This is a genomic window from Actinotalea subterranea (genome assembly GCF_008364845.1).
Classification (GTDB): domain Bacteria; phylum Actinomycetota; class Actinomycetes; order Actinomycetales; family Cellulomonadaceae; genus Actinotalea; species Actinotalea subterranea.
Genome location: NZ_VTTP01000009.1, coordinates 34389 through 60198 on the forward strand (window position 1 = coordinate 34389; position 25810 = coordinate 60198).

General features: G+C 73.6%; 22 protein-coding genes. 1 reads left to right on the forward strand and 21 read right to left on the reverse strand.

Translation table 11 applies throughout. From position 1 onward, the window contains the following. Positions 1 to 16: 16 nt before the first annotated feature. On the reverse strand, positions 17 to 1345 hold the full coding sequence (gene hisD, locus FZ988_RS14265) for a histidinol dehydrogenase (RefSeq protein WP_149204703.1): 1329 nt from the start codon (positions 1343 to 1345) through the stop codon (positions 17 to 19). Between the two features lie 227 nt (positions 1346 to 1572). On the opposite strand from hisD, the gene FZ988_RS14270 reads away from it, so the two are divergent. Continuing rightward, positions 1573 to 1797, forward strand: coding sequence for an RNA-binding S4 domain-containing protein (locus tag FZ988_RS14270; RefSeq protein ID WP_246169520.1), 225 nt, complete (start codon positions 1573 to 1575; stop codon positions 1795 to 1797). A gap of 57 nt (positions 1798 to 1854) precedes the next feature. On the opposite strand, the gene FZ988_RS14275 is transcribed toward FZ988_RS14270, so the two are convergent. The 20 genes from FZ988_RS14275 to rsmH all read right to left on the reverse strand — a co-directional run bounded on the left by FZ988_RS14275 (position 1855) and on the right by rsmH (position 25700). After that, a complete protein-coding gene (locus FZ988_RS14275) occupies positions 1855 to 2262 on the reverse strand; it encodes a pyridoxamine 5'-phosphate oxidase family protein (RefSeq protein ID WP_149204705.1) in 408 nt (135 codons plus the stop codon). A 130-nt stretch (positions 2263 to 2392) separates the two neighbouring features. After that, a complete protein-coding gene (dnaE, locus tag FZ988_RS14280; RefSeq protein WP_149204706.1) occupies positions 2393 to 5938 on the reverse strand; it encodes a DNA polymerase III subunit alpha in 3546 nt (1181 codons plus the stop codon). A gap of 107 nt (positions 5939 to 6045) precedes the next feature. Beyond that, positions 6046 to 6990, reverse strand: coding sequence for an RluA family pseudouridine synthase (locus tag FZ988_RS14285; RefSeq protein ID WP_149204707.1), 945 nt, complete (start codon positions 6988 to 6990; stop codon positions 6046 to 6048). Then, positions 6987 to 7703, reverse strand: coding sequence for a signal peptidase II (locus FZ988_RS14290; RefSeq protein WP_223145147.1), 717 nt, complete (start codon positions 7701 to 7703; stop codon positions 6987 to 6989). Before FZ988_RS14290 ends, FZ988_RS14285 begins: the two co-directional genes overlap by 4 nt. 3 nt (positions 7704 to 7706) lie before the next feature. Then, positions 7707 to 8177: a TraR/DksA family transcriptional regulator gene (locus FZ988_RS14295; protein ID WP_149204708.1), complete on the reverse strand. Its 471-nt coding sequence runs from the start codon at positions 8175 to 8177 to the stop codon at positions 7707 to 7709. Between the two features lie 152 nt (positions 8178 to 8329). Further along, positions 8330 to 9037 carry a DivIVA domain-containing protein gene (locus FZ988_RS14300; RefSeq protein WP_149204709.1) on the reverse strand — a complete coding sequence of 236 codons (708 nt, stop codon included), beginning with the start codon at positions 9035 to 9037 and terminating at the stop codon, positions 8330 to 8332. Between the two features lie 119 nt (positions 9038 to 9156). Next, on the reverse strand, positions 9157 to 9444 hold the full coding sequence (locus tag FZ988_RS14305; protein WP_149204710.1) for a YggT family protein: 288 nt from the start codon (positions 9442 to 9444) through the stop codon (positions 9157 to 9159). A 1-nt stretch (position 9445) separates the two neighbouring features. Further along, complete coding sequence (locus tag FZ988_RS14310) at positions 9446 to 9919, reverse strand: cell division protein SepF (protein ID WP_149204711.1); 474 nt, start codon at positions 9917 to 9919, stop codon at positions 9446 to 9448. Positions 9920 to 10036: 117 nt separating this feature from the next. Further along, positions 10037 to 10798, reverse strand: a complete 762-nt coding sequence (locus FZ988_RS14315; protein WP_246169521.1) for a purine nucleoside phosphorylase YfiH/LACC1 family protein — start codon at positions 10796 to 10798, stop codon at positions 10037 to 10039. Between the two features lie 39 nt (positions 10799 to 10837). Beyond that, positions 10838 to 12130, reverse strand: a complete 1293-nt coding sequence (gene ftsZ, locus FZ988_RS14320; protein WP_149204712.1) for a cell division protein FtsZ — start codon at positions 12128 to 12130, stop codon at positions 10838 to 10840. A gap of 157 nt (positions 12131 to 12287) precedes the next feature. Next, a complete protein-coding gene (locus tag FZ988_RS14325; protein WP_246169522.1) occupies positions 12288 to 12989 on the reverse strand; it encodes a cell division protein FtsQ/DivIB in 702 nt (233 codons plus the stop codon). Between the two features lie 278 nt (positions 12990 to 13267). Then, entirely contained in the window at positions 13268 to 14809 is a 1542-nt protein-coding gene (gene murC / locus FZ988_RS14330) for a UDP-N-acetylmuramate--L-alanine ligase (protein ID WP_149204714.1), read from the reverse strand. Next, positions 14806 to 15987 (reverse strand): undecaprenyldiphospho-muramoylpentapeptide beta-N-acetylglucosaminyltransferase, encoded by a 1182-nt coding sequence (murG, locus tag FZ988_RS14335; protein WP_246169523.1) that lies wholly within the window; start codon positions 15985 to 15987, stop codon positions 14806 to 14808. The genes murC and murG overlap by 4 nt, the downstream gene beginning before the upstream one ends. After that, positions 15980 to 17245 (reverse strand): putative lipid II flippase FtsW, encoded by a 1266-nt coding sequence (ftsW, locus tag FZ988_RS14340; RefSeq protein ID WP_149204715.1) that lies wholly within the window; start codon positions 17243 to 17245, stop codon positions 15980 to 15982. Before ftsW ends, murG begins: the two co-directional genes overlap by 8 nt. 6 nt (positions 17246 to 17251) lie before the next feature. Continuing rightward, the gene (murD, locus tag FZ988_RS14345) at positions 17252 to 18721 is read right to left on the reverse strand and encodes a UDP-N-acetylmuramoyl-L-alanine--D-glutamate ligase (RefSeq protein WP_149204716.1); all 1470 of its coding nucleotides are present in this window, start codon (positions 18719 to 18721) and stop codon (positions 17252 to 17254) included. Further along, positions 18721 to 19803 (reverse strand): phospho-N-acetylmuramoyl-pentapeptide-transferase, encoded by a 1083-nt coding sequence (gene mraY, locus FZ988_RS14350; RefSeq protein ID WP_149204717.1) that lies wholly within the window; start codon positions 19801 to 19803, stop codon positions 18721 to 18723. The genes murD and mraY overlap by 1 nt, the downstream gene beginning before the upstream one ends. Further along, positions 19800 to 21872, reverse strand: coding sequence for a UDP-N-acetylmuramoyl-L-alanyl-D-glutamate--2,6-diaminopimelate ligase (locus FZ988_RS14355; protein WP_223145148.1), 2073 nt, complete (start codon positions 21870 to 21872; stop codon positions 19800 to 19802). Before FZ988_RS14355 ends, mraY begins: the two co-directional genes overlap by 4 nt. A gap of 71 nt (positions 21873 to 21943) precedes the next feature. Next, positions 21944 to 23683, reverse strand: a complete 1740-nt coding sequence (locus FZ988_RS14360; RefSeq protein WP_246169524.1) for a peptidoglycan D,D-transpeptidase FtsI family protein — start codon at positions 23681 to 23683, stop codon at positions 21944 to 21946. 566 nt (positions 23684 to 24249) lie between these two features. Then, complete coding sequence (gene ftsL, locus FZ988_RS14365; RefSeq protein WP_149204718.1) at positions 24250 to 24696, reverse strand: cell division protein FtsL; 447 nt, start codon at positions 24694 to 24696, stop codon at positions 24250 to 24252. After that, positions 24693 to 25700, reverse strand: coding sequence for a 16S rRNA (cytosine(1402)-N(4))-methyltransferase RsmH (rsmH, locus tag FZ988_RS14370; protein ID WP_149204719.1), 1008 nt, complete (start codon positions 25698 to 25700; stop codon positions 24693 to 24695). Before rsmH ends, ftsL begins: the two co-directional genes overlap by 4 nt. Between the last annotated feature and the right edge of the window lie 110 nt (positions 25701 to 25810).

The window sequence follows — 25810 nt, forward strand, 5'->3', positions numbered from 1 at the left end:
CGGGCTGAGCGAGGGCTCAGGCGTCGAACCGCGCCTGGACCGCCTCGCCGTGGGCGGGGAGGTCCTCGTCCTGCGCGAGCGCCACGATCCGGTCCGCGAGCACGGCGAGCGCAGGCTGGTCGTACTCGATGACCTGCACCGCGCGGACAAAGCTGTGCACGCCGAGGCCGCTCGCGTAGTGCGCGCAGCCGCCCGTGGGCAGCACGTGGTTCGAGCCCGCCATGTAGTCGCCGAGCGAGACCGGCGCCCACGGGCCGACGAAGATGGCTCCCGCGCTCGTGACGCGATCTGCGACCGCGCCCGCGTCTGCCGTCTGGATCTCCAGGTGCTCGGCCCCGTACGCGTTCACCACGGCCAGGCCGTGGTCGATGTCGTCGACCAGGACGACGGCCGACTGCGGCCCGGCGAGCGCCGTCGCGACACGTTCGCTGTGCTTCGTTGCGGACACGACGCCGGGCAGGAGCGCCTCGACGGCATCCGCGAGCCCGATCGCATCGGTGACGAGGACGGATGCCGACGTCGGCCCGTGCTCCGCCTGCGAGACGAGGTCGGCAGCGACGTGGCGTGGGTCCGCGGTCGCGTCGGCGAGGACCGCGATCTCGGTGGGCCCAGCCTCCGAGTCGATGCCCACGACGCCCCGGACGAGCCGCTTGGCGGCCGTGACGTACTGGTTGCCAGGACCGGTGACGACGTCGACCGGCTCGCACAGCATCTCGCCGTCGTCCGCCGTCTCTCCCCTCGCCCCGTACGCGAGCATCGCGACGGCCTGCGCGCCACCGACCGCGTAGACCTCCTCGACGCCCAGCAGGGCGCACGCGGCGAGGATCGTGGGGTGCGGCAGGCCGCCGCTCGCCTTCTGCGGAGGGCTCGCCACGACGAGGGAACGGACTCCCGCCTCCTGCGCAGGGACCACGTTCATCACGACCGACGACGGGTACACGGCGAGCCCACCCGGGACGTACAGGCCCACGCGGTTCACGGGGAGCCACCGCTGGCGCACCCGTGCGCCAGGCGCGAGGTCCACGGCGAGGTCCGTGGGACGCTGCGCGGCGTGCACGGCGCGCACCCGCACGATCGACTCCTCGAGCGCAGCCCGCACCTGGGGCGCCAGGGCCTCGAGGGCCGACACCATCGCGTCCGCCGGGACGCGCAGGTGGACCGGCCGGACACCGTCGAACCGCTCGGCGAGGTCGCGCAGCGCCGCAGCACCGCGATGGCGCACGTCGTCCAGGAGGGGCGCCACGTGCTCGGCCGCGCCCTCGACGTCGAGGTCGGGCCGCGGCAGGACGGCGGTGAGCTCACGGGGGGTCAGGCGACGACCACGCAGGTCGATACGGGTGATCACAGCACGCAGTCTAGGTCGCCCGCCCCGAGCGGCACCGGCGCGTCCGCTCGACGGGTCACGGCTCGCAGCCGGCCGGCGCCCCGGCGTCGGGCAGGCCGACGGACGGGCGCGAGATGGCGACCGGCGGGACGACACGTCGACAGCCCGGCGGGGCGGCAGGCCAGCGGGGCCGCAGAGGCCAGCGGGCCTGCGGACGACACGTCGGCAGCGGCTGCCAGACTGGTGGGGTGGACGCACAGACGATCGACGTGGGCGACGGCGTCATCCGCCTCGGCCAGCTCCTCAAGCTCTCGGGCCTCGCCGAGTCGGGCGCCCACGCGCGCGCCCTGCTCGCCGACGGTGAGGTCACGGTGAACGGGGAGCCCGAGCAGCGGCGCGGCCGACAGCTCGTCGCCGGCGACCAGGTCGTCGTCAGTCTGCCCGGCGGCGAGGAGCGGCTCCGCGTCGGCTAGCGCGAGTCCGCCGGTCCGCGTGAGGCGTCCCACTCCTGACCCGTCCGGCTGACGCGCTCAGCGCGTCATGTAGTCCGACCCCATGACCCGGGTCACAGCGAGCCGGAGCACGATGCGTCGCGGGTCGTGCTCGAGCTGCCGGTACCGCAGCGCGTAGCGGCGCATCGCGTCCGTGACCTCCTCGGGGTCCCGGGACACCGTCAGCGTGCCCTCGAGCGTGAGCCACCGCCCGCCGTCGACCTGGCAGACGGCACCGTGCGCGACGCCGAGGCGCTCCCGCGCGGCCTCGATGTTGCGGACCTTGGCGGACGCGTCGCGCGTCGTGATCCGCAGGAGACCCGCGTCGGGGTCCCAGGTGAACCCGACCGGGACCACGTGGGGCGTGCCGTCAGGTCGCGACGTCGCGAGCGTCGCGAGGTGCCGCTCGGTCACGAAGACGTGCTGCTCGGGCGTCAGGTGGATCACCGGCAGAGTCTAGGCGCCGCCCGCCGCCGCTCGCCGCCACGCGGCGACGGGCGGGCGGTCCGCACGCCGGCTGCCTGCGCCGCTCGCGCGCATCGAGGGGGCATCGAGGTCGGTGTGACCGAGCTTGGCGTCAGGTCGCGAGGCAGCCCGGGCCGAGCAACGCCTTCAGGTCCCCGAACAGACCCGGCGACCGTTCGATGCGCAGGCTCTCCTCGAGGCGCATCACGGTCGACCGGCCGGGCTGGGTCAGCCGAAGGTGCACCTCGGTCACGCCCGGGTGCGTCGCGAGCACCTCGCGGAGCCGCTCGACCACGGGCGGGGTGCAGCGCGAGACGGGCAGGGTGATCGTGATCGGCCGGGACTCGACCTGTGAGACGTCGGGCAGGGAGACCTCGACCGCCTGGAGCTGCATCGTCTCGTCGCGCCGTCGCACCCGGCCCCGGACCGTGATCACCGCATCCTCGGCCAGTGCGGTCGAGTACGCGAGGTACGTCTCGCCGAAGAACATGATCTCGACCGAGCCGTCGATGTCCTCGAGGGTCACGGCCGCCCACGGGTTGCCGTTCTTCGACATCTTGCGCTGGAGCGACGTGACGAGACCGCAGACCGTGACCATGGAGCCGTCGGCGCGTGACTCGTCGGCCATGAGGGTCGCGATCGAGCAGTCCGCAGCCTGCGCGAGGACGTGCTCCAGGCCCGACAGCGGGTGGTCGGAGACGTACAGGCCGAGCATCTCCCGCTCGAAGGCGAGGCGCTGCTTCTTGTCCCAGTCCGGGACGTCGGGGACGTCGATGCGGAAGGTCAGTGAGGCGTCGTCCTCGTCGTCGCCGCCGAACCCCGCGAACAGGTCGAACTGCCCCTCGGCCTCCTTGCGCTTGACGCCGACGACGGCGTCGACGGCCTGCTCGTGGACGAGGAGCAGGGCTCGCCGGCTCGGCGCGAGCGAGTCGAACGCGCCCGCCTTGATGAGCGACTCGATCGTCCGCTTGTTGCAGACCACCGCCGGGACCTTGTCCAGGAAGTCCGTGAAGGAGGTGAACTCCCCCTTCGCCTCGCGGGCTTCGACGATCGCGTCCACGACGTTCGCACCCACGTTGCGGACCGCGGTGAGCCCGAAGCGGATGTCGACCCCCACGGCGGTGAAGTTCGCCGACGACGAGTTCACGTCGGGAGGCAGCACGGTGATGCCCATGTGGCGGCACTCACCGAGGTAAAGGGCCGACTTGTCCTTGTCGTCGCGCACGCTCGTCAGGAGCGCCGCCATGTACTCGGTCGGGTAGTTGGCCTTGAGGTAGGCGGTCCAGTAGGACACGACGCCGTAGGCGGCGGAGTGCGCCTTGTTGAAGGCGTAGTCCGAGAAGGGCAGCAGGATGTCCCACAGGGTCTTGACCGCGTCCATCGAGAACCCGCGGTCCTGCATGCCCTGCGAGAAGCCCTCGAACTGCTTGTCGAGCTCGGACTTCTTCTTCTTGCCCATCGCGCGCCGCAGGATGTCGGCCTGGCCGAGCGAGTACCCGGCGACCTTCTGCGCGATGGCCATGACCTGCTCCTGGTACACGATCAGGCCGTGCGTCGTGCCCAGGATCTCCGAGAGCGCCTCGGCGAGCTCGGGATGGATCGGCACCACCGGCTGCATGCCGTTCTTGCGCAGCGCGTAGTTCGTGTGCGAGTTCGCACCCATCGGGCCCGGGCGGTAGAGCGCACCGACGGCCGAGATGTCCTCGAACGTGTCGGGGCGCATCAGGCGCAGGAGCGTGCGCATGCCGCCGCCGTCGAGCTGGAACACGCCGAGGGTGTCACCGCGGCCGAGCAGCTCGTACGTCGCCGGGTCGTCGAGCGTGAGCGTCTCGAGCTCGATCGGCTCCTTGCCGTTCATCTCGATGTTGAGCAGTGCGTCGTCGAGGATGGTGAGGTTGCGCAGCCCCAGGAAGTCCATCTTGATCAGGCCGAGGCCTTCGCACGTGGGGTAGTCGAACTGCGTGATGATCGCGCCGTCCTGCGGGCGGCGCATGATCGGGATGATGTCGATCAGCGGCTCGCTCGACATGATCACGCCGGCCGCGTGCACGCCCCACTGACGCTTCAGGCCCTCGATGCCCTTGGCGAGCTCGACGACACGCTGCGCGTCCGGGTCCGCCTGGTGCAGCTGACGGAACTCCTCGGCCTCCTGGTACCGCTTGTCCTGCGGGTCGAAGATCCCGGTGAGGCTGATGTCCTTGCCCATGATCGCGGGGGGCATCGCCTTGGTGAGCTTCTCCCCCATCGCGAACGGGAAGCCCAGGAGCCGGCTCGAGTCCTTGAGCGCCTGCTTCGCCTTGATGGTGCCGTAGGTGACGATCTGCGCGACGCGGTCCTCGCCGTACTTCTCGGTGACGTAGCGGATGACCTCACCGCGCCGGCGCTCGTCGAAGTCGACGTCGAAGTCGGGCATCGAGACGCGGTCGGGGTTGAGGAACCGCTCGAAGATCAGACCGTGCGCAAGAGGGTCGAGGTCCGTGATGCGCATCGCGTACGCGGCCATCGAGCCCGCGCCTGAGCCGCGGCCGGGGCCGACCCGGATCCCGTTGTCCTTCGCCCAGTTGATGAAGTCGGCGACCACGAGGAAGTACCCCGGGAAGCCCATCTGGGTGATGACCTCGGTCTCGTACTCCGCCTGGCGCCGGACGTGGTCGGGGATGCCGTCCGGGTAGCGGTAGTGCAGGCCCTTCTCGACCTCCTTGATGAACCAGGACGTCTCGTTCTCTCCCGGGGGGCACGGGTAGTTCGGCATGTAGTTGGCCGACGTGTTGAACTCGACCTCGCACTGCTCCGCCACGAGCAGCGTGTTGTCGCACGCCTCAGGCAGCTCTCCCCACAGGCGACGCATCTCGGCGGCGGACTTCACGTAGTAGCCGTCGCCGTCGAACTTGAAGCGGTCCGGGTCCGCGAGCGTCGACCCCGAGTTGATGCACAGCAGCGCCTCTTGGGACGCGGAGTCCTCACGCCTGACGTAGTGCAGGTCGTTCGTCGCGATGATCGGCGCACCGATCTCCTGGGCGATCCGCAGGAGGTCCTTCTGCACGCGGGTCTCGATGTCGAGGCCGTGGTCCATGAGCTCGACGTAGAAGCTGTCCCGGCCGAAGATGTCCTGGAAGTCGGCGGCCGCCCGGACCGCCTCGTCGTACTGCCCCAGCCGCAGGCGCGTCTGGACCTCGCCCGAGGGGCAGCCCGTGGTCCCGATGAGGCCCGTCCCGTAGGTCTGCAGGAGCTCCCGGTCCATCCGGGGGGCCTTGCCCATCTGACCCTCGAGCGACGCGAGCGACCCGAGCCGGAACAGGTTGTGCATGCCCTCCGTCGACTTCGCGAGGAGCGTCATGTGCGTGTAGGACCCGTTGGCGGAGACGTCGTCCGACTTCTGGTGCGCCTCGCCCCACTTGACGCGCGTCCGGTCGTGGCGGCTCGTGCCGGGCGTGAGGTAGGCCTCGAGGCCGATGATCGGCTTGACGCCCGCGCGGCGCGCCTTGCTCCAGAACTCGAACGCGCCGAACAGGTAGCCGTGGTCCGTCATCGCGATGGCGGTCTGCCCCTGGCGCACCACCTCCTCGAACAGGTCGTCGAGGCGCGCGGCACCGTCGAGCATCGAGTACTCGGTGTGTGCGTGGAGGTGGACGAAGTCGGATCCACCTGCAGCAGCCATGCGAGCGATTCTAGGTGGCCGGACCGACATGCCCGGTGCCGCTCGGGCCCGCGTCGCGCGATCGGCGCGAGACGCGCGTCACGCCGCCACGCGGGCCGTCCCCGAGGTCAGCGGTAGGTGTCGCGGAGCGTCGCGAGCGCGCCCGCGAGGTCCGCCGGGTACTCGCTGGAGACCTCGAACCACTGGCCCGTGGCGGGGTGGTCGAACCCGAGGCGGACGGCGTGCAGCCACTGCCGCTCGAGACCGAGCCGGGCGGCGAGCGCAGGGTCGGCGCCGTACGTCACGTCACCGACGCAGGGGTGCCGCAGCGCGGACATGTGCACGCGGATCTGGTGCGTCCGCCCGGTCTCGAGGTGCACCTCGACGAGCGACGCGGCGGGGAACATCTCGAGCACCTCGTAGTGCGTGACCGACGGCTTGCCCGACTCCGTGACGGCGAACTTCCAGTCCGACGTGGGGTGCCGCCCGATGGGCGCGTCGATCGTCCCCGTCGTCGGCTCCGGGTGCCCCTGGACCACGGCGTGGTACGTCTTGTCGACGGTGCGCTCCTTGAACGCCCGCTTGAGCACCGAGTAGGCGTGCTCGCTCTTGGCCACGACCATGAGACCGGAGGTCCCCACGTCGAGGCGGTGCACGACGCCCTGACGCTCGGCCGCACCGGACGTCGCCACCCGGTAGCCGGCAGCCGCGAGCGCACCGACGACTGTCGCGCCCGTCCAGCCCGGTGAGGCGTGCGCGGCGACGCCGACGGGCTTGTCGACCACCACGATGTCGTCGTCCTCGTGCACGATGCGCATGCCGGGCACCGGCTGCGCCGCCGCTGTCGCAGCCTCCGCCACGGGCCCGTCGAGCGCCTCCAGGTCGACCTCGAGCCACCCGCCGGGCACGAGGCGGTCGGACTTGCCGACGGCGCGACCGTCGAGCACGACCGCCCCGGCACCCGCCAGGTCGGCCGCCCTGGTGCGCGAGACGCCGAGCAGTCGCGAGAGCCCCGCGTCGACACGCTCGCCGCCCAGGCCGTCAGGCACCGGCAGCGAGCGGACGCCGCTCACGCGTCCTCGGTCGCGCGTGCGCCGCGCCCGGCGGCCCCGGGGGCGGCCGTCGCGTCTGCGTCGAGCCCGGTGCCGGCGGGCACCACCTCGTCAGGTGAGCGGTCGTCTGGTGCGGCGTCGTCTGGTGCGGCGTCGTCCGGTGCGGCGTCGGGCGCGCGGTCGTCAGGTGCGGTGCTGCCGGGTGTGGCCGCCTCCCCCGACGCCTCCTCGGCGTCCCCGTCGACGGCCCGCGTCCCGTCCACGCCGATGCCGCGCAGGCTCAGCAGGACGATGAGCACGGCAGCAGCGACGATCGCGATGTCGGCCACGTTGCCGACGAACACCGACCCGTAGGCGATGAAGTCGACGACGTGGCCGCGGCCCACACCGGGCTCGCGGAAGATCCGGTCGCACAGGTTGCCGAGGGCGCCGCCGAGCAGAAGCCCGAGGGCGACCGCCCAGCCGCGCGAGCCCAGCCGGTTGGCGATGCGCAGGATGACGACCGAGACGGCGCCCGCAGCGAGAGTGAGGACCCACGTCATGCCGGTGGCGATGCTCAGCGCGGCGCCGGGGTTGTACAGCAGGGTCAGGCCGAGGAGGTCACCGAGAAGCGGCGTGCGTTCGCCCTCGGTGAGGGAGGCGACAGCCCACAGCTTGCTGAGCTGGTCGACGACCAGGACGGCCGCCGCGAGGGCGAGGAGTGCGAGGACGAGCGGTCGGCGGGCAGGGCGCACGGGTCAGCGACGCTCCTGGCGGGCCTTGCACGCGACGCACAGGGTCGCGCGGGGGAACGCCTGCAGGCGCGCCTTGCCGACGGCCTCGCCGCACGACTCGCACGTGCCGAAGCCCGGCGCACCGACGCGCTCGAGCGCGTGGCCGTTCTGCTCGAGGAGGTCGCGGGTGTTGTTCACGAGGGTGAGCTCCTGCTCACGCTCGAGCGCGCTCGAGCCCGAGTCGGCCTGGTCGTCACCGGCGCCGTCGCCGGAGTTGCGCAGCAGCGCCGACAGCTCGGCGTCGGCCTCGAGGAGCTCGACGCGCAGGCGGGCGATCTCCGCGGTCAGCTCGTCCGCGATCGCGCGGACCTCCTTGACGGTCCACGGCTTCTCGCCCTCACGCACGAGGAACGTGCGCACGAGCTTCGCGAGGTCGGGCATGTCGTGGAGCGGTTCGGTCTCGATCGTCGAGCTGACCGTGTCGTCGAGGGCCATGGCTCTCCCTGTTGCAGAAGGTCACGCGAGAGTAGACCTCCCACGGGCGACGCACAACGCACCACACCGGAGGCCGGTGCGGTGCGTCATGCGTCGTTCGAACGGTGTGCGAGCCCTGCGAGGGGCTCGGCCGGCGGAGCGGAGGAGCAGGCTCAGCCGTTGAACTGAAGACCCTGGTCCCCGCCCTGGCGGGGAGCGACGGTCGAGCCGCGCGCGTCCAGGTCGCCGAGGAGGTTCTCCAGGTAGCTCTTGAGCCGCGTGCGGTAGTCGCGCTCGAAGACGCGCAGCTCGTCAATCTTGCGCTCCAGGAGGCCACGCTCCTGCTCGAGCTGCGACAGCGTGCGGGCCGACGTCTCCTCGGCCTCGCGGACGATGCGCTGCGCCTGGGACTTGGCGTCGGAGATGATCCGGTCGCCCTCCTCCTGGCCGGAGCGCACGTAGTCGTCGTGGAGCTTCTGCGCGAGCTGCAGCATGCCGGTCGCGGACTCCGGCTCGCTGATCCGCTGGGGTGCGGCGGCTGCGGAGACGCGCTCCTGCACGTTGACCGGCGCGGGCGCGGGGACCGGCGCGACGACCGGGGCCGGGGCCGGCTCCGGCTCGGGCGCGACGACAGGCTCCGGCGCGGCGAACGGCGCGGGCTGCGCGGGACCGGAGGCGCCCTCGGAGCGGCTGAGCTCGGCGATCCGACGCTCCGCGGCGGCGAGCTTGCCCTTGAGGTCGTCGTTCTCCGCGGACACTGCACGCAGCGTGTTGACGACCTCGTCCAGGAAGTCGTCGACCTCGTCCTGGTCGTAGCCCTCCCGGAACTTGGTCGCCTGGAACTTCTTGTTCAGGACGTCGTCTGCCGTGAGCAGCGCCATGGTCTCACCTCGGTTGATCGCGTTGGTCGGGCCCTGGCAGTCCGCCGACCGCCTGGGCTCACGGTAGCGGAGATTGCGCGTGGCGCACGGCTGGAGAGCGCTTTGCGGCGGCGTGTCGGTCAGAGCACGGCGAGCACGCTGAGCAAGATCGAGCACACGACCATGACGACGAAGAACGCCAGGTCGATCTGCAGGCCACCGATGCGCAGGGGCGGCAGGACGCGGCGGACGGCCTTGATGGGCGGGTCCGTCACGGTGTACGTCACCTCGGCCACGACCAGGGCGACGCCGCGTGGGCGCCAGTCCCGCGCGAACACCTGGACCCAGTCGATGACCAGGCGGACGAACATCAGGACGAAGAAGGCGAGGACGACGTAGTACAGGACCGCCCAGACGAGGTCGAGCACGTCAGCTCTGGTTGTAGAAGCCGGCGCGCTGCTCGCCCGCGACGACCTGCTCCTCGCCCGTGACCTCGACGTGCTCGGGCGACAGGAGGAAGACCTTGCTCGTCACGCGCTCGATCGCGCCGTGCAGGCCGAAGATGAGGCCCGCGGAGAAGTCGACGAGGCGCTTCGCGTCGGCGTCCGTCATCTCCGACAGGTTCATGATCACCGGGGTGCCCGACCGGAAGGCCTCGCCGATGACGCGCGCGTCGTTGTAGGAGCGCGGGTGGACGGTCGTGATCCGCCGCAGCTCGGCTGCGGGCGCGTGCGTCGTGTGGGCGCGGGTGGGCGTCCGGTGCAGGGGGGTGACCTCGGCCTCGTACTCGTCGGGCACGGCGTACTCCTGGTCGTACTCCTCGACGTACTCGTCGACCTGGCCGTGGCGCTCGTCCTCGGCCAGCCCCAGGTACAGCATCGTCTTGCGCAGCGCTCCGGCCATCGCGGCCTCCATCCCCAGAAACGGTCCCGGTGGACCGCTGCCCGAGGGCCGCGATCCGGTCGTTGACCACGCTAACCCAGCGCTCCTGGCAGGCTGCGGCGACACGCCCGGGCTTGATCAGCCCGTCGGGAGCAGGCGCACGACGCCGGCGAACCGGCCCGGGGGCCGCTGGGCGGGCGCCGCGACCGAACCCCGGTGCGAGAACCACCCGTCGTCGGACAGGGTGCACGCACCGACGTCCACGACGCCGGTGACGCCGCACGTCATGAGCTGGTGCCGCACACCCGCCGGCAGGTCGAGGGCCGGTGTCCCCCACGACGTCGTCGTCGCCGTCCCGGGCACCGCGGCGTCGACCTCGGCGCGCAGCGCGTCCGGGACCTCGTAGCAGGCGCCGCACACGGACGGTCCGATGACGGCGCGCACGCGTCGTGGGTCGGCACCGCGCACCTGCATCGCGCGGACCGCCGCCGGGACGACTCCAGCGACGAGGCCGCGGCGGCCCGCATGGACCGCCGCCACGACGCCCGCGAGCGGGTCCGCCAGGAGCACGGGCACGCAGTCCGCGACGAGCACGGCGACGGCGACGGTGCGCTCGGTCGTCAGCAGCGCGTCAGCCCTGCCGACGTGCGCACCCGGCTCCGGCGCCACCGCGCACTCGAGGATGTCGGCGCCGTGCACCTGCTCCACGTAGGCGACGGGCACGCCCATGCGCGCGTCGAGCGAGCGCCTCGCCGCCCGGCCCGCGTCGGGCACGCCCGGCCCCACCACGACGCTCAGGTTCGCACCCGCACGCGTGAAGCCGGCCAGGACGCCGGGGCCCAGGTCGACCTCGAGCAGGTCGACGGCCGGTGCCGGGCCGGTCACCCCGGGCTCACGCACGCCGGCACCGCGGCGAGCCACGTCCCCGCACGGAAGGCCTCAGGAGTGCTTGAGGAAGTCCGGGAGGTCGAGGTCGTCGGTCCCGCGGCGGCTCGGCCGGTCCTCGAACACCCGCGGCACCTCGACGTCGGACGGCACCTCGTGCTGCCCGCCCCCCTCGCGCTCGTCGGCGAGGAACGACGGCACGGCCTCGTCGGCCCGCTCGGCGGCCTCGGGCTGCACGACGGGCTCCGGGGTCCCGAACGCACGCCAGGGCTCGGGCGCGGCGGCGGGGACGACGGGCGGGAGGTCGGCCGCGGGACGCATCGCGGGCTGCTCGACCGCCGGGACCCGAGGGGTGCCGCTGACCTGGCCGAGCGCACGGCTGTCACGCCTGATCGTCGGGGAGCCGCTGTCGAAGCCCGCCGCGATGACGGTCACCCGGACCTCGTCGCCCAGCGCGTCGTCGATGACCGCGCCGAAGATGATGTTCGCCTCGGGGTGCGCGGCCTCCTGCACGAGGCGCGCGGCCTCGTTGATCTCGAAGAGGCCGAGGTCGGAGCCGCCCTGGATCGAGAGCAGCACGCCGTGCGCGCCGTCGATGCTCGCCTCGAGCAGCGGCGAGGAGATCGCGAGCTCTGCGGCCTGGACGGCGCGGTCGTCGCCGCGGGCCGACCCGATGCCCATGAGCGCGCTGCCGGCACCCTGCATGACGCTCTTGACGTCGGCGAAGTCGAGGTTGATCAGACCCGGGGTCGTGATGAGGTCCGTGATGCCCTGCACGCCGGACAGGAGCACCTGGTCCGCCGAGTGGAACGCGTCGAGGACGGAGACCGACCGGTCCGAGATGGACAGCAGGCGGTCGTTCGGGATGACGATCAGCGTGTCGACCTCGGAGCGCAGGTTGTCGATGCCCGTCTCGGCCTGCACCGAGCGGCGTCGCCCCTCGAACGTGAAGGGACGCGTGACGACCCCGATCGTCAGGGCGCCGAGCGAACGCGCGATCCGGGCGACCACGGGGGCGCCGCCCGTCCCGGTGCCACCGCCCTCGCCGGCCGTGACGAACACCATGTCCGCACCGCGCAGGACGTCCTCGATCTCCTCCGAGTGGTCCTCTGCGGCCTTCTTGCCGACCTCGGGGTCCGCGCCTGCACCGAGGCCCCGGGTCAGCTCGCGGCCGACGTCGAGCTTGACGTCGGCGTCCGACATGAGCAGCGCCTGGGCGTCGGTGTTGATCGCGATGAACTCGACCCCCTTGAGGCCGACCTCGATCATGCGGTTGACGGCGTTGACGCCACCGCCACCGATGCCGACCACCTTGATGACCGCCAGGTAGTTCTGCGGAGCTGCCACGTCGGTGCCTCTCGTCCTGCAAACGGGGTCCAAACCTTCACGTTCAGGTTGAAGGTTAGAGTTATGTCAGATGCTGTCGAGAGCGACGCTAGGTGCCGGATGGCGGACCGGCAACGACCACGGGCGCGTGTCGCTGATCTGACGTGCCCGCGACGGCTCAGGACCGGGTGATGGGCAGCGTCGGGGCCGACACGTCGAAGACCGCGGCCCCGCGGCTCGCCTCCGCGGACCGAAGCGTCTGCAGGACGCGCACCTTGAGCGCGTTCCGGTCCGCGCTCCCCCACTCGACGACGGCGCCGTCACGCAGGCCGAACCTGACCGCGTCCTGGCTGTCGGCCGATGCCGTCGCGATCTGGGCCGCCAGCTCCGGGGGGAGCTGCTGAAGGACCGTCAGCACGGCCGTGAGCGCACGTGCGCCCGGGTCGTCGGCGGGCACCGAGATCACCGGGAGCCCCTCGGGCGGGGCGTCGACCCGGCCGACCTGGACGCCCTCCACGTCGAGCAGCGCGAACCCGCCCTCGACCTGCGGCACCGCCGCGACGGGCTCCCGCGAGACGACCGTGATGCGCAACCCGTGGGGCCACACGCGTGCGACCTCCGCCGCCCGGACCCCCGGCACGTCGAGGACCTCGCGCCGCAGCGCCACCGTGTCCAGCCGCGGCAGCGGGACGTCCGCGTAGGGCGCGACGACGGCCGCGACGGCCGCGCCGTCCACGACCGTGCCCTCCCCCGTGAGCTCGACCTCGGCGAGGTCGAGCGCGAGCACGGGTGAGACGAGCAGGAGCCACGAGAGCGCGACGAGGACGACACCCGTCACCGAGCCGATGATCACCCGTCGCCGCAGCAGGCTCCGGCGCATCGCGGCACGTTCCGCGAAGCGAGCCGCCGACCCGCTCGAGACCACCGGCGGGCGGACCGGCTGCCAGCTCCGTGGCATCACGACCCCGCCCGCAGCGCGTGCCTCGCGCGCCTCGCGGGAGGCGTCGGGAGCAGGGTCGTGGGGCAGGTCGGACGTCGCGCCGGCCGACTCGTCGTCCGCCGGACCGGCCGGCGGGCCCGCCGTCGGCGGTGGGACGGGCCGTGCACGGGTCCGGTCGGGCTGCACCGGCGCGACCCGACGCGGGCGTGCCGGTGGCCTCATCTGTCGCGGACCTGTGCCGCGGCCTCGAGCACGACCGGTGCGAGCTCCGTCACGTCCCCCGCGCCCACGGTCAGGACCAGGTCGCCGGGACGGGCGGCCCGACCGACGGCGCGTGCGGCGTCGACGCGGTCGGGGATGAACGTGGCGTCAGCGCCGGCCGGCATGCGGTCCACGATCGACGCGCCGGTCACCGTCGGGTCCGGGTCCTCGCGTGCGGCGTACACGTCCGTCACGACGACGACGTCCGCGAGGGCCAGCGCCTGCGCGAACTCGTCGGCGAAGGCGGCCGTCCGGGAGAACAGGTGGGGCTGGAAGAGCACGAGCACCCGCCCGCCGACGGCCACCGGTCGGGCCCCGCGCAGGAGGGCCGCCACCTCGGTCGGGTGGTGGGCGTAGTCGTCGACCACGCGCACGCCGCCCGCCGTGCCCCGCTCCTCGAAGCGCCGACCGGTCCCGCGGAAGCCCGAGACGCCCCGGGCGGCCGTCTCGGCGTCGACACCGAGCAGCCTCGCGACCGTCCAGGCCGCCGCCGCATTGAGGGCGTTGTGCGCGCCCGGCACGGCGAGCTCGAGCCGCACCGGCTCGGAACCAGGCTCACGGACCGTCACGGCTCCGCCCGGGTGGCCGACGCCCGCCTCCGACGGGGACCAGTCGCCCAGCAGGACGTCGGAGCCTGCGGTCGTGCCGTAGGTCCGTACCCGCCGACCCGCGGCGCGGGCCCGGTCGGCGAGAGCGCGCGCACCGGGGTCGTCGGCGCACGCCACGAGCCACCCGTCCGGCTCGACACGCTCGGCGAAACGCACGAACGCGTCCTCGAAGGCCGCGCGCGACCCGTAGTGGTCGAGGTGGTCGGGCTCGATGTTCGTCACGACGGCCGCCCATGGCCGGTACGCCAGGAACGAGCCGTCCGACTCGTCCGCCTCGGCCACGAAGACGTCGCCCGCGCCGTGGTGCGCGCCGCCGACCTCGAGCGTCGCCGGCCCGTCGGGAGCGCGCTGCCCGCCCGTCGGCAGCACGGTGCCCCCGACCGCCCACGAGGGGTCGAGGCCCGCGTGCGCGAGGGTCACAGCCACCATCGCCGACGTCGTCGTCTTGCCGTGCGCGCCCGCGACGGCCACGGCACGCCGGCCCGCCATGAGCGCCGCGAGGGCCTGCGACCGGTGGATGACCGGGGTGCCGAGCTCCCTGGCGCGCACGAGCTCGGGGTTCGTGGCGCGGATCGCCGTCGAGACCACGACGGTGCCGACGCCGTCGACGAGCGCCGCGTCGTGCCCGACGTGCACGCGCACGCCCGCGGCCCGCAGTGCCGCGAGGCCCGCACCCTCACGCGCATCCGACCCCTGCACGCTCAGACCCCGCGCAGCCAGCAGCCCTGCGACGACCGACATGCCCGCCCCACCCACGCCGATGAGGTGCACCGGCCCGCGCGCCGCGAGGTCGTCGAGGCTCGTCGCCCCAGGTCCCGCCCCAGGTCGGGTCGTCCCGTCGGCCCCGGGCCCCGTGCCGGCGTCCCCGGCCCCGGCCTCGGTGCGCGTCATGACGCCGCCTCGACGAGCTCGGCCACACGGCGCGCGGCGTCGACGACGCCCACCGTCCGCGCCGCCTGAGCCATCGTCGCGAGCCGCGCAGGGTCGCCGAGCAGCGGCACGAGCCGGGCACGCAGCCAGGCGGGGTCGAGGTCCGCGTCCTTGACGAGGATCCCACCGCCGGCCGCGACGACGGGGGCCGCGTTGAGCCGCTGCTCACCGTTGCCCACGGGCAGGGGGACGTAGATCGCGGGGAGCCCGAGCGCAGCGAGCTCGCTCACCGTGCCCGCCCCGGCCCGGCACACGACGACGTCGGCGACCGCGAGCGCATGGTGCATGTCCGCGAGGTACTCCCGCACCTGGTAGCGGTCGGCCCGCGCGCGCTGCTCGCCCGGCTCGTGGCCCTCGCGCGAGCCGGCCGTCTGCGTCCCGAGCACCTCTGCGAGGCGGTCCCGGACGGCGTCGGCCTTGCCCGCCCCCGTCAGGTGCAGCACCTGGGCCCCGGCGGCCAGCAGGTCGGACGCGCACGCGCTCACCGCCGTGTTCAGGCTCAGGGCGCCCAGCGAACCGCCGGTCACGAGCACCGTCGGCAGCGCGGCGTCGAGGGCGAGCGCCGCGGCGGCATCCGTGCGCGCGCCGGCGGCGTCCGTCTCGCGGCGCGCCGCGAGGTCAGCGACCTCAGGACGCAGCGGCAGGCCCGTGACCTGCGCGCCGCGCAAGGGCGTCCCGGGGAACGTGACGGCGACGGCGTGCGCCCACCGTGCCCCGAGGCGGTTGGCGAGGCCCGGGCGCGCGTTCTGCTCGTGCACCACCACGGGGACGCGCCGTCGTCGCGCGGCGAGGTACGCGGGCGTCGAGACGTAGCCGCCGAACCCGACGACGACCTGGGCGCCGCTCTCGTCGATCGCTCGGCCGGCCGCCCGCACGGCAGCGCGGAGCCTGCCCGGCAGCCGCAGCCAGTCCAGGGTCGGCCGACGCGGCAGCGGCACGCGGGGCACGGGCGCGAGCGGGTAGCCCCGCGCAGGGACCAGCTCGGCCTCGAGGCCGCTCGACGTGCCCAGCACCGTGATCCGCACGTCGGGGTGGCGCCGCCGCAGCTCGTCGGCGACGGCGAGCAGGGGGTTCACGTGACCCGCGGTGCCGCCGCCCGCGAGGAGCACGGACGTCAGGCGGGCGGGGTTCTCACTCACGGGTACCTCCACGGGCGGGGCGGGCGGCCCGCGCGGAGCGTCCCACCACGGCGAGCGAGCGCCGGACGACGCTCGGCCGCGCGGTGAGCGCCTCGGCGGCGCCGGGCTCGTTCCGCGCGAACGAGAGCACGACGCCGAGGGCGAGCATCGTCGTGATGAGCGCCGAGCCGCCGGCCGAGACGAGGGGCAGGGGCACGCCGATGACGGGCAGGAAGCCGACCACGACGGCGATGTTGACGAGGGCCTGGCCGAGGATCCACGTGGCGATGCCCGCCGTCGCGATCTGCACGAACGGGTCGGTGTGCCGCCGGATCACGCGCGACATCGCGACCGCGAGGACCCCGAACAGGGCCAGGACGAGCACGGTGCCGAGGACGCCGAGCTCCTCGCCGAGCACCGCGAAGATGAAGTCGTTGTGCGCCTCGGGCAGGTAGGACCACTTCTCGCGGCTCTCGCCCAGGCCGACGCCGGTCCAGCCGCCCGACGCGAGCGCGAACATCCCGCGGCTCGTCTGGTAGCACTCGTCGAACCTGTCGCAGCTGTCGCTGAAGAAGGCCTCGATGCGCGCGACGCGGCTGTTGCTCATCTGGCTCAGCTGGATCACCGCGAAGACGGCGAGGACGCCGGCGGCCGCGAACATCCGCAGCGGGACGCCCGCGACGAACAGCGCACCCGCGACCAGCGTGACGAGGACGATCGCCGTCCCCAGGTCACCGCCCGCGAGCACGAGGCCGATCGCGGCGAGCGCGACGAGGACGCCGGGCACCAGGACGTGGAGCCACCTGTTGAGCAGGGGGCCCTTGCGGGCGAGGACGACGCCGAGCCAGAGGGCGAGCGTGAGCTTCGCGAGCTCCGACGGCTGGAACGACTGGCCGCCGATGATGATCCAGTTCGTGTTGCCGTTCACCTCCTTGCCGATGAACGGGACGAGGGCGAGGACGGCCATCGACGCGAGCAGGGCGGGCCACGCGAAACGCTTGTAGAACGCCGGTGGGAACCGGCTCGCGAGCCACGCCAAGGGCAGCCCCACGAGTGCGAACTTCGCCTGGTTGAGGAAGGTGCTGTACGCCGAGCGATCGGCGGACAGCGCGTCGACGCTCGAGCTCGAGAGCACCATGATGAGCCCGATCGCGACGAGGAGGAGGCTCGCGCCGGCGATGAGGTAGTAGCTCGTCACGGCGCTGTTCCACTGCCCCACCTGGGCCGTGCCGTCGGGTGACGTCGTCGGCAGAGCACGCTCCGCGGTCCGGTGAGCCATCGGGCGTCAGCCGTCCGTGAGGGGCTGGGGTGCGCCGTCGAGCGCACGCACGGCGTCGACGAACGCCGCGCCGCGGTCGGCGTACGAGGCGAACTGGTCCATGGACGCGCACGCGGGGGCGAGCAGCACCGTGTCGCCCGGCCGGGCGAGCCGGCGGGCCTCGTGCACTGCACGGCTCATCACGGTCCCAGTGTCGGCGGGATCGATGCCGACGGCGGGGATTCCCGGCGCGTGTCGGCCCAGGGCCTCGCGCCACGGTCCCTGGTCGACGCCGATGAGCACGACGGCCCGCAGCCGCTCCGCCCGGTCCCGGACCAGGTCCTCGAAGCGCGCGCCCTTCGCGAGCCCGCCCGCGACCCAGACGACCGAGCCCGCAGGGAAGGACCCGAGGGACGCCGCCGCGGCGTGGGCGTTGGTCGCCTTGGAGTCGTCGACGTACGCGACCCCGTCGACGTCCGCGACGTGCTCGATGCGGTGCGCTCCCGGCCGGTACGCGCGCAGCCCGTCGCGCACCGCCGCGGCGGGCACCCCGTGGGCCCGCGCGAGCGCGGCGGCCGTGAGCGCGTCGGCGACCACGTGGCCCGCGAGGTGCGCGCCGGCACCGGCGAGGTGCGCGAGGTCGTCGACGGTGCCGAGCTCGGCCGCGGTCGTGTGCCGGGCCCGGTCCTCCCACGCCGTGTGGAACGCGCGGTCCACGAGGATCCCGTCGACCAGACCGAGCTGGCCCGGTCCGGGCGCACCGAGCGTCACGCCGACCGCGCGCGCACCCTCCGCGACGTCGGCGTCACGCACGAGCGCCTCGAGCCGCGGGTCGTCCGTGCCGTAGACGCACGCGACCTGCGTGCCCGTGAAGATGCGGCCCTTGGCGGCCGCGTAGGCCTCGAACGAGCCGTGCCAGTCCAGGTGGTCCGGCGCGATGTTGAGGACCGCGGCCGCCTCGGGCGCCATCGTGCGGGTGAAGTGGAGCTGGAAGCTCGAGAGCTCGACGGCCAGCACGTCGTTCGACGGGTCCGTCGCCGCGGCGACCGCGGGCTCGCCCACGTTGCCGACCGCGGGTGCGCGCTCCCCCGCCGCCGACAGGATCGCCGAGAGCATCCCCACGGTCGTCGTCTTGCCGTTGGTCCCGGTCAGCACGAGCCACGGGGCCGGGCCCGGGCGACCGGCGCGCTCCACCCGCAGGCGCCACGCGAGCTCGATCTCGCTCCACACGGGCAGTCCGCGTGCGACGGCCGCGGCCAGGAGGGGCGACGTCGGCCGCCAGCCCGGGGACGCGACGACGAGGTCCACGTCGGCGAGGTCCACCTGCCCGGCGTCGCGCACGTCGGCGTCGGGCGCGTGCTCGTCGACCGTGACCACGCGGGGTGCGGCCGGGCCGAGGTCGCGCAGCGCCGCCGCCGCTGCGCGCCCGGACAGCCCGAGCCCCGCGACGAGGACCCGCCGACCGGCGAGGCCCTCGAAGGGGTCGTCACGTGCCACTACCCGGCCACCCACTCGGCGTAGAAGATCCCGACGCCGCCGGCGACGAAGAGGCCCGCGATGATCCAGAAGCGGATGACGATCGTGACCTCGCCCCAGCCGGACAGCTCGAAGTGGTGGTGCAGGGGCGCCATCTTGAACACGCGCCTGCCCGTCATCTTGAAGAACCCGATCTGGATGACGTCGGAGAGCACCACGAGCACGAACATCCCGCCGATGATGGCCGCGAGGATCTCGGTGCGGGACAGGATCGACAGGCCCGCGAGCGCCCCGCCCAGGGCGAGCGAACCCGTGTCGCCCATGAAGATCTTCGCCGGTGACGCGTTCCACCACAGGAACCCGAAGCACGCCCCGGTCACGGCGGCGGCGACGACCGCGAGGTCGAGCGGGTCCCGGGTCTCGTAGCAGCTCGGACCCGCCGTGAAGAGGCTCTGGCAGGTCTGGTTCGACTGCCACACGCCCACGAGCACGTACGCGCCGAACACGATCAGCGAGACGCCCGCAGCGAGCCCGTCGAGGCCGTCGGTGAGGTTCACGGCGTTGGACCACGCCGTGATGAGGAAGTTGGCCCACAGCACGAAGAGGATGAGCCCGATCGTCGCGCCCTGGAACGCGAGGTCGAGGTTCGTGTCGCGGATGAACGAGATGTGGGTCGACGCGGGCGTGCGGAAGCTCTCGTTCGGGAACTGCAGCGCGAGGACCGCGAAGGTCACGCCGACGAGGCCCTGGCCCACGATCTTCCACCGTGCAGACAGGCCGAGGCTGCGCTGCCGCGAGATCTTGATGAAGTCGTCGAGGAAGCCGACGACCCCGAGCCCCGTCATGAGGAAGAGCACGAGGAGCGCCGAGGCGCTCGGCATGTTGCCCGTGACGAGCCCCGCCCCGCCCCATCCGAGGAGCGTCGCGACGATGATGACGACGCCACCCATGGTCGGTGTCCCACGCTTGGTGAAGTGCGCGGTGGGGCCGTCCTGGCGGATGAACTGGCCGTACTGCCGCCGCACGAGGAACCGGATGAACAGCGGGGTGCCGAGGAGCGCGATGAGCATCGACAGCCCACCGGAGATGAGGACCGCCCTCATCGGGTGACCACCGGGCGCCCGACGAGCGCGTCCACCACGCGGCTCAGCCCGGCCTCGGCAGAGCCCTGCACGAGCACGACGTCACCGGGCTCGATGCCGTCGGCGACCCAGGCGAGCGCTGCGTCGACGTCGGGCACCAGACGCGTCTCCTCGCCCCACGAGCCCTCCTGGAGGGCGCCCGTGTGGATCGCGCGGAACCGCTCGCCCACGACCACCAGGCGGCCGACGTCGAGCCGGACCGCGAGGCGACCGACCTCGTCGAGACGAGCGACGGCGTCGGGCCCGAGCCCGCTCACGCCACCGACGACCGCGACGGTGCGCCGGCCCTTCGCGCGGACCGCGAGGTCCCGCAGCCCGGCCCGGAGCGCCTCGACCGTGCTCACGGCCTGCTCGTCGCCCGCGTCGTCGGGTGCACCCGTGGCGTCGACGACGACCACGGCGTCGGGGCGCTCGGTCACGCGCGGACACCCCTCGGCGTGCTGCGCCGCGGCGACGGCGGCGAGGAACACGTCGCGGTCGTTGTACCGGTGGAACACGCCGGCGATCTCCTGGGTCGGTTCGTGGCCCTTGCCCGTGACGATGACCGTGTCCTGCTCCCCCGCGAGCTGCAGCGCGAGCCGGATGGCCCCGGCCCGGGAGTCGGCCTCGTGGACGTCGAAGCCGTCCGGCCGCACGCCGTGCACGCCCTCGAGGATGGCGCGCCGGATCGTGGCCGGGTCCTCGGAGCGCGGGTTCTCGTCCGTGACCACGACGACGTCCGCGAGGCGCGCCGCGACCTCGCCCATGATCGGGCGCTTGCCCTGGTCCCGGTCGCCGTCCGAGCCGAGCACGATGACGAGGCGGCCGGGGGTGATGGGCCGGACCGCCTCGAGGGCGAGCACGAGCGCGTCGGGCGTGTGCGCGTAGTCCACGAGGCACAGGGGCCGCCCGGCACCCCGCTCGACGACGCGCTCCATGCGCCCGGGGATCGCGTGCGCCCGCCCGACGGCCTCGGCGGCCTGCTCGAGAGGGACGCCGGCACGGTGGGCGAGCACGACGGCGAGGGCGGCGTTCGAGACGTTGACGAGCCCGGGCAGCGGGCTCACCGCGGCCACGCGCTGCCCCGACGGTCCCACGAGCGTGAAGGTCGAGCCCACGCCGTCGAGCCCGATCGTCGCCTCGGTCACGCGCCAGTCGGCGTCGGCCAGCCCCGCCGAGTCGTCCCTCGTCGCGACCGTCTCGACGGGGATCGCCGACTCGTGGGCGAGCCTGACGCCCCACGCGTCGTCGACGCACACCACGCCCCGGCGGGCGTGGCCGGGCGCGAACAGGCGCGCCTTGTCGCGGAAGTAGCCCTCCATGTCGCCGTGGAAGTCCAGGTGGTCGCGCTGGAGGTTCGTGAACCCGGCGACGTCGACCTCGAGCCCGCCGACCCGTTCGAGCGCGAGCGCGTGGGACGAGACCTCCATCGCGCACGCGGTCGCGCCGCGCTCGCGCATGAGCGCGAACAGGCCGTGCAGGACGGGCGCCTCGACGGTCGTGCGCGGGCTCTCGATGGCCTCCTCGCCGACCCGCAGCTCGACCGTGCCGATGACCGCCGTCGCGGCGTGCACCGACCGGAGCGCGGCGTCGACGAAGTAGCACGTGGTCGTCTTGCCGTTGGTGCCCGTGATGCCGACGACCGTGAGCCCGCGGGCGGGGTGGTCGTAGAACCATGCGGACAGCTCCCCCAGGAGCGTGCGGGGCGAGGCGTCCTCGGACCACGTCAGGACGGGCACGCGCAGGTCCGCGCCCAGGCGTGCCGCACCGGCCAGGTCGGTGAGCACGGCGACCGCGCCGGCCGCGACCGCCTGAGCGGCGTAGTCCGCGCCGTGCGCCCGCAGACCGGGCAGGGCGACGAACAGGTCGCCCGGGAGGACGTCGGCGGAGCCGACGGCGACACCTGTCACGAGCACGTCCGGGCCACCCTGCTCCGCGGTCCCGACGCCCGACGGGCTCGGGGCAGGGCGAAGTGCGAAGGTTCCGGCGAGGTCGCTGAGGTGACGGGAGGCTCGATGCTCGGGCCGCATCCGGCCCTGGGGGGACGTCACGGCTCGAATCTACCGTCCGGCCGGGTGGCCGGCCGCCCGCGGCGTCCGTCCGGCGAGCGGGAGGCGCCCGGTCACTGCCACGTCGTGGGCAGCAGCTGGGCCTGGGTGCCGCTCGGCGGGATGCCGAGGTGACGCAGCGCGTGCGCGGTGACCTCGCTGAACACCGGCGCTGCGACGTCGCCGCCGTAGATCGACGTCTTGGGGTCGTACAGGGCGACGTTGACGACGAGGCGGGGGTCGTCCGCGGGCGCGATGCCGATGAAGGACGCGACGTTCTTGACGACGCCGTTGCCCTCGAACGCCTGAGCCGTACCCGTCTTGCCGGCGATGCGGTAGCCCGGGACGGCCGCCTTGGTGCCCGTGCCGTCCGCGACCGCCGTCTCGAGCATCTGGAGGATCGTGTCAGCGGTCTGCTCGCTCACGACCTGGGTCTGGGGCACCTCGACCGCGTGGAAGACGCCGTCGGCGTCGGTGGTGCCCTTGACGAGGTGGGGCTGCACACGCACGCCGCCGTTGGCCAGCGTCGCGAACACCTGGGTCGCCTGGAGGGTCGTGACGGAGACGGCCTGACCGAAGAGCACCGCGTACTCGGAGCGCCCGTCCCAGTCCTCGGCCGCAGCCAGGAGCCCCGACTGCTCGCCGGGGAGCCCGACGCCCGTCGTCGAGCCGAAGCCGAACTTGCTCAGGTAGTCGTGGCGCACCTGCTTGGGCACCTGCTGCCCCACCATGACCGTCCCCGTGTTCGAGGACTCCGCGAGGATCCCCGTGAGCGTGAGGTTCAGGTCTGCGTGCTCGTGCGAGTCCTTGAACGTCTGCCCGTTGCCGACGGTGTACTGGTACGGCACGACGAACTGGGACGCGGGCGTCGCGACACCCGTCTCGAGGATCGCCGCCATCGCGATGACCTTCGCGGTCGAGCCGGGCTCGTACATGACCGCCGCGGCCCGGCTCGGAGCCGCGTTCGTGGGGCTGTTGGGGTCGATCGTCCCGGAGTCGGCGAGCGCGAGGATCTCGCCCGTCGCGACGTCGAGCACCTCGACCGTGCCCCACTCCGCGCCGGTCGCGAGCACCTGCGCGTCGAGCGCCTGCTGCGCCATGTACTGGAGGTCGAGGTCGAACGTCAGCTGCAGGTCGTCGCCGGGTACCGCGGGGGTCACGTCGTCCGCGCCCGTCGGGATGCGCTGGCCCAGCCCGCCCTGCTCGAACGTCTCCGAGCCGGCCTTCCCGGTGAGCTGGTCGTCGTAGATCTGCTCGAGGCCCGCCTGCCCGTAGCCCTCGGCGCCGGTGAAGCCCACGATGTTCCCCCCGGTGGTGCCCGCCGGGTACACGCGCTCCGTCGTCCGCTCCGCCGTCACGCCGACGACGCCGAGGTCCATCACCTGGCGGTGCACCTCGGGCGTCACACCCTTCTTCAGGTACACGAACTGACGCTCGCCCATGAGCTTGGGGGCAAGCTCCGCCGCCGGGATGCCGAGGAACGGCTCGAGCTCGCCGGCAGCCTCGAGCGCCGCGTCCTGCGACGAGTCCGCGCGCTGGAACAGCAGCTGGTTGATCACGATGTCGTAGCGCTCGACGGTGGTCGCCAGGACCTTGCCCTGGGCGTCGACGATGTCGCCCCGGTCACCCGGGATGGCGACGGTCTCGAGCCTCTCCTCGAGCGCGACCTGGGCGATGGCGGGGCCCTCGACGCCCTGGACGATCACCAGGCGACCCGTGAAGACCACCAGGAGCACGACGACGGCCACGAGCAGGATCGACTGCCTGCGGTGCGGCGTGCCGACCGTCAGGCGGCGCGGCCCGGGCGCCTGCACCCTCGTGCCCGCGACCGCCGCGGTCCGCGCGGACGTCGCCGGTGCGGCCGACGTGGCCGACGCCGGGCGCGCGCGGCGCGGGTCCGGTACGCCGCGCGTGACCGACCGCTGGGTGGGGACGCGGTCGGCAGGGCGCGGGACCTGGGGATGGGCCGGCGAGGTGCGGGGTGCCGAGGTGCGGGGGGTGGACGGGCCGCTGTCGGTGCGGGCCGAGGTCGGCCGCCCGGCGCCCGGGAGCGCCGCGGGCCCGGTGTCGCGACGCCGCGCACCGCCGGTCGCGCGGCTGCCCGTGCGCTCGGCGCCCCGGCCGGCGGCGGGGGTCGCAGACGCCCTGGGCGAGGCCTGCGCACGGGGCGAGTCGAGGCGGGACGCGCGCACGCGGTCGGGTCCGGGCCGGGGTGCCGTGCCGCGCGCCGTCCGGACGTCGGAGGAGTCGGCACGGCCTCCGCCGCCCGGGCGCGCCGCACCGGCACGCTCGGGGCGCGCAGTGCTCGCGGGCGCTGGGGTGGCGGGCGCGGCGGTGGGCGTGCGCCGGCCAGCCGCGCGGTCCGGCTCGCGACGCACGCTCATCCCTGCGGCCCCGCTGGGACGGGGTCGCCGAGGATCGCTCCGTCGGAGAGTCGCAGGTAGGCGCCGTGGGCCGTCGGGATCATCCCGAGGGCCTGGGCGGCGGCGGCGAGCTGGGCCGAGCTGGACCGGGTCTGGAGCTCGGCAGTCTTCTGCTCCTGCACCTGGCTGGACTCCGAGAGCCGGTTCTGCAGGGCGATGCGCTCGTACTCGCCCTGTGCCATGGCCGTGTTGAGCAGGAGCGCGCCGAGCAGGGAGGACGCCAGCAGCGCCATGCACAGGAGCACGAAGGGCACGCGGGTGCGTGCCTGGGCAGGTGCGCGGACGACGTGGAGCCGGGGCCGGGCCGGCGTCGCCGGGACCGGTGCACGCCGGGGCGACGTGGGGGCGACGTCGGGCGCACCACGACGGGGGGCGCGGACGGCACTGGCCTGGGCCGCGCTCATGCCGCCCACCGGGCCGTGACGACGCGCAGGTGCTCGGGGGTGGGCCGTACCCGGGTCGCGGCACGCAGCCGCACCGAGGCGGACCGGGGGTTGGCCGCGAGCTCCGAGGCCGACGCCTGCTCGGCGCCGCGAGTCAGGAGCGTCAGGTACGGCCGGTGGGTCTCGGGCTCGACGGGCAGGCCCGCGGGTGCGCTCGAGACGGCGCCGCGAGCCAGGGCGCGCTTGACGATCCGGTCCTCGAGGGACTGGTAGGACATGACGACGACGCGCCCGCCGACGTCCACGCTCTCGAGCGCGGCGGGCAGGGTGCGCTCAAGGACCTCGAGCTCGCTGTTGACCTCGATCCGCAGCGCCTGGAACGTGCGCTTGGCCGGGTTGCCTCCCGTCGTACGGGCCGCCGCGGGGATCGCCGCGCGCACGATCTGCACGAGCTCGGCCGTGCGGGTCAGCGGCACCGCTGCACGCTGGGTCACGACTCGGCGTGCGATGCGTGCGGCGAACTTCTCCTCGCCGTACTCGCGCAGGATCCGCACGAGCTCGTCCTCCGGGTAGGTGTTGAGCACCTCTGCTGCCGTCCGGCCCGTCGAGGGGTCCATCCGCATGTCGAGGGGTGCGTCCTGCGCGTACGAGAAGCCTCGCTCGGGCTCGTCGAGCTGGAGCGAGGAGACGCCGAGGTCCGCCAGGAGGCCCTGGACCGGCCTGCCCACCACGTCCTGCACCACGTCGAGCACCTCGTCGTAGACCGCGTGCACCGCGGTGAACCGGTCCCCGAACCGGCGCAGGCGGGCACCTGCGAGCGCGATCGCCTCCTGGTCCCGGTCGAGCGCGACGACGCGGAGGGTCGGGAACCGCTCGAGCAGCGCCTCGGTGTGGCCGCCCATGCCCAGGGTCACGTCGACCACCACGGGGCGGGGGACGTCGAGCGCGGGCGCGAGCAGCTCGATGCAGCGCTCCAGCAGGACGGGGATGTGGCGGTCCTGCGCGGGGCGGTCCTGCTGGGTCATCTCACCTCCAGGTGGTGACGGGCTCGGCATGCTCGGGCGTCGTGCGTGGTCCTGCGGGTGGTGCGGGTCGTGCGGGTGGTGCGGGTGACTGCCGGCGTGGACGGTGCTGG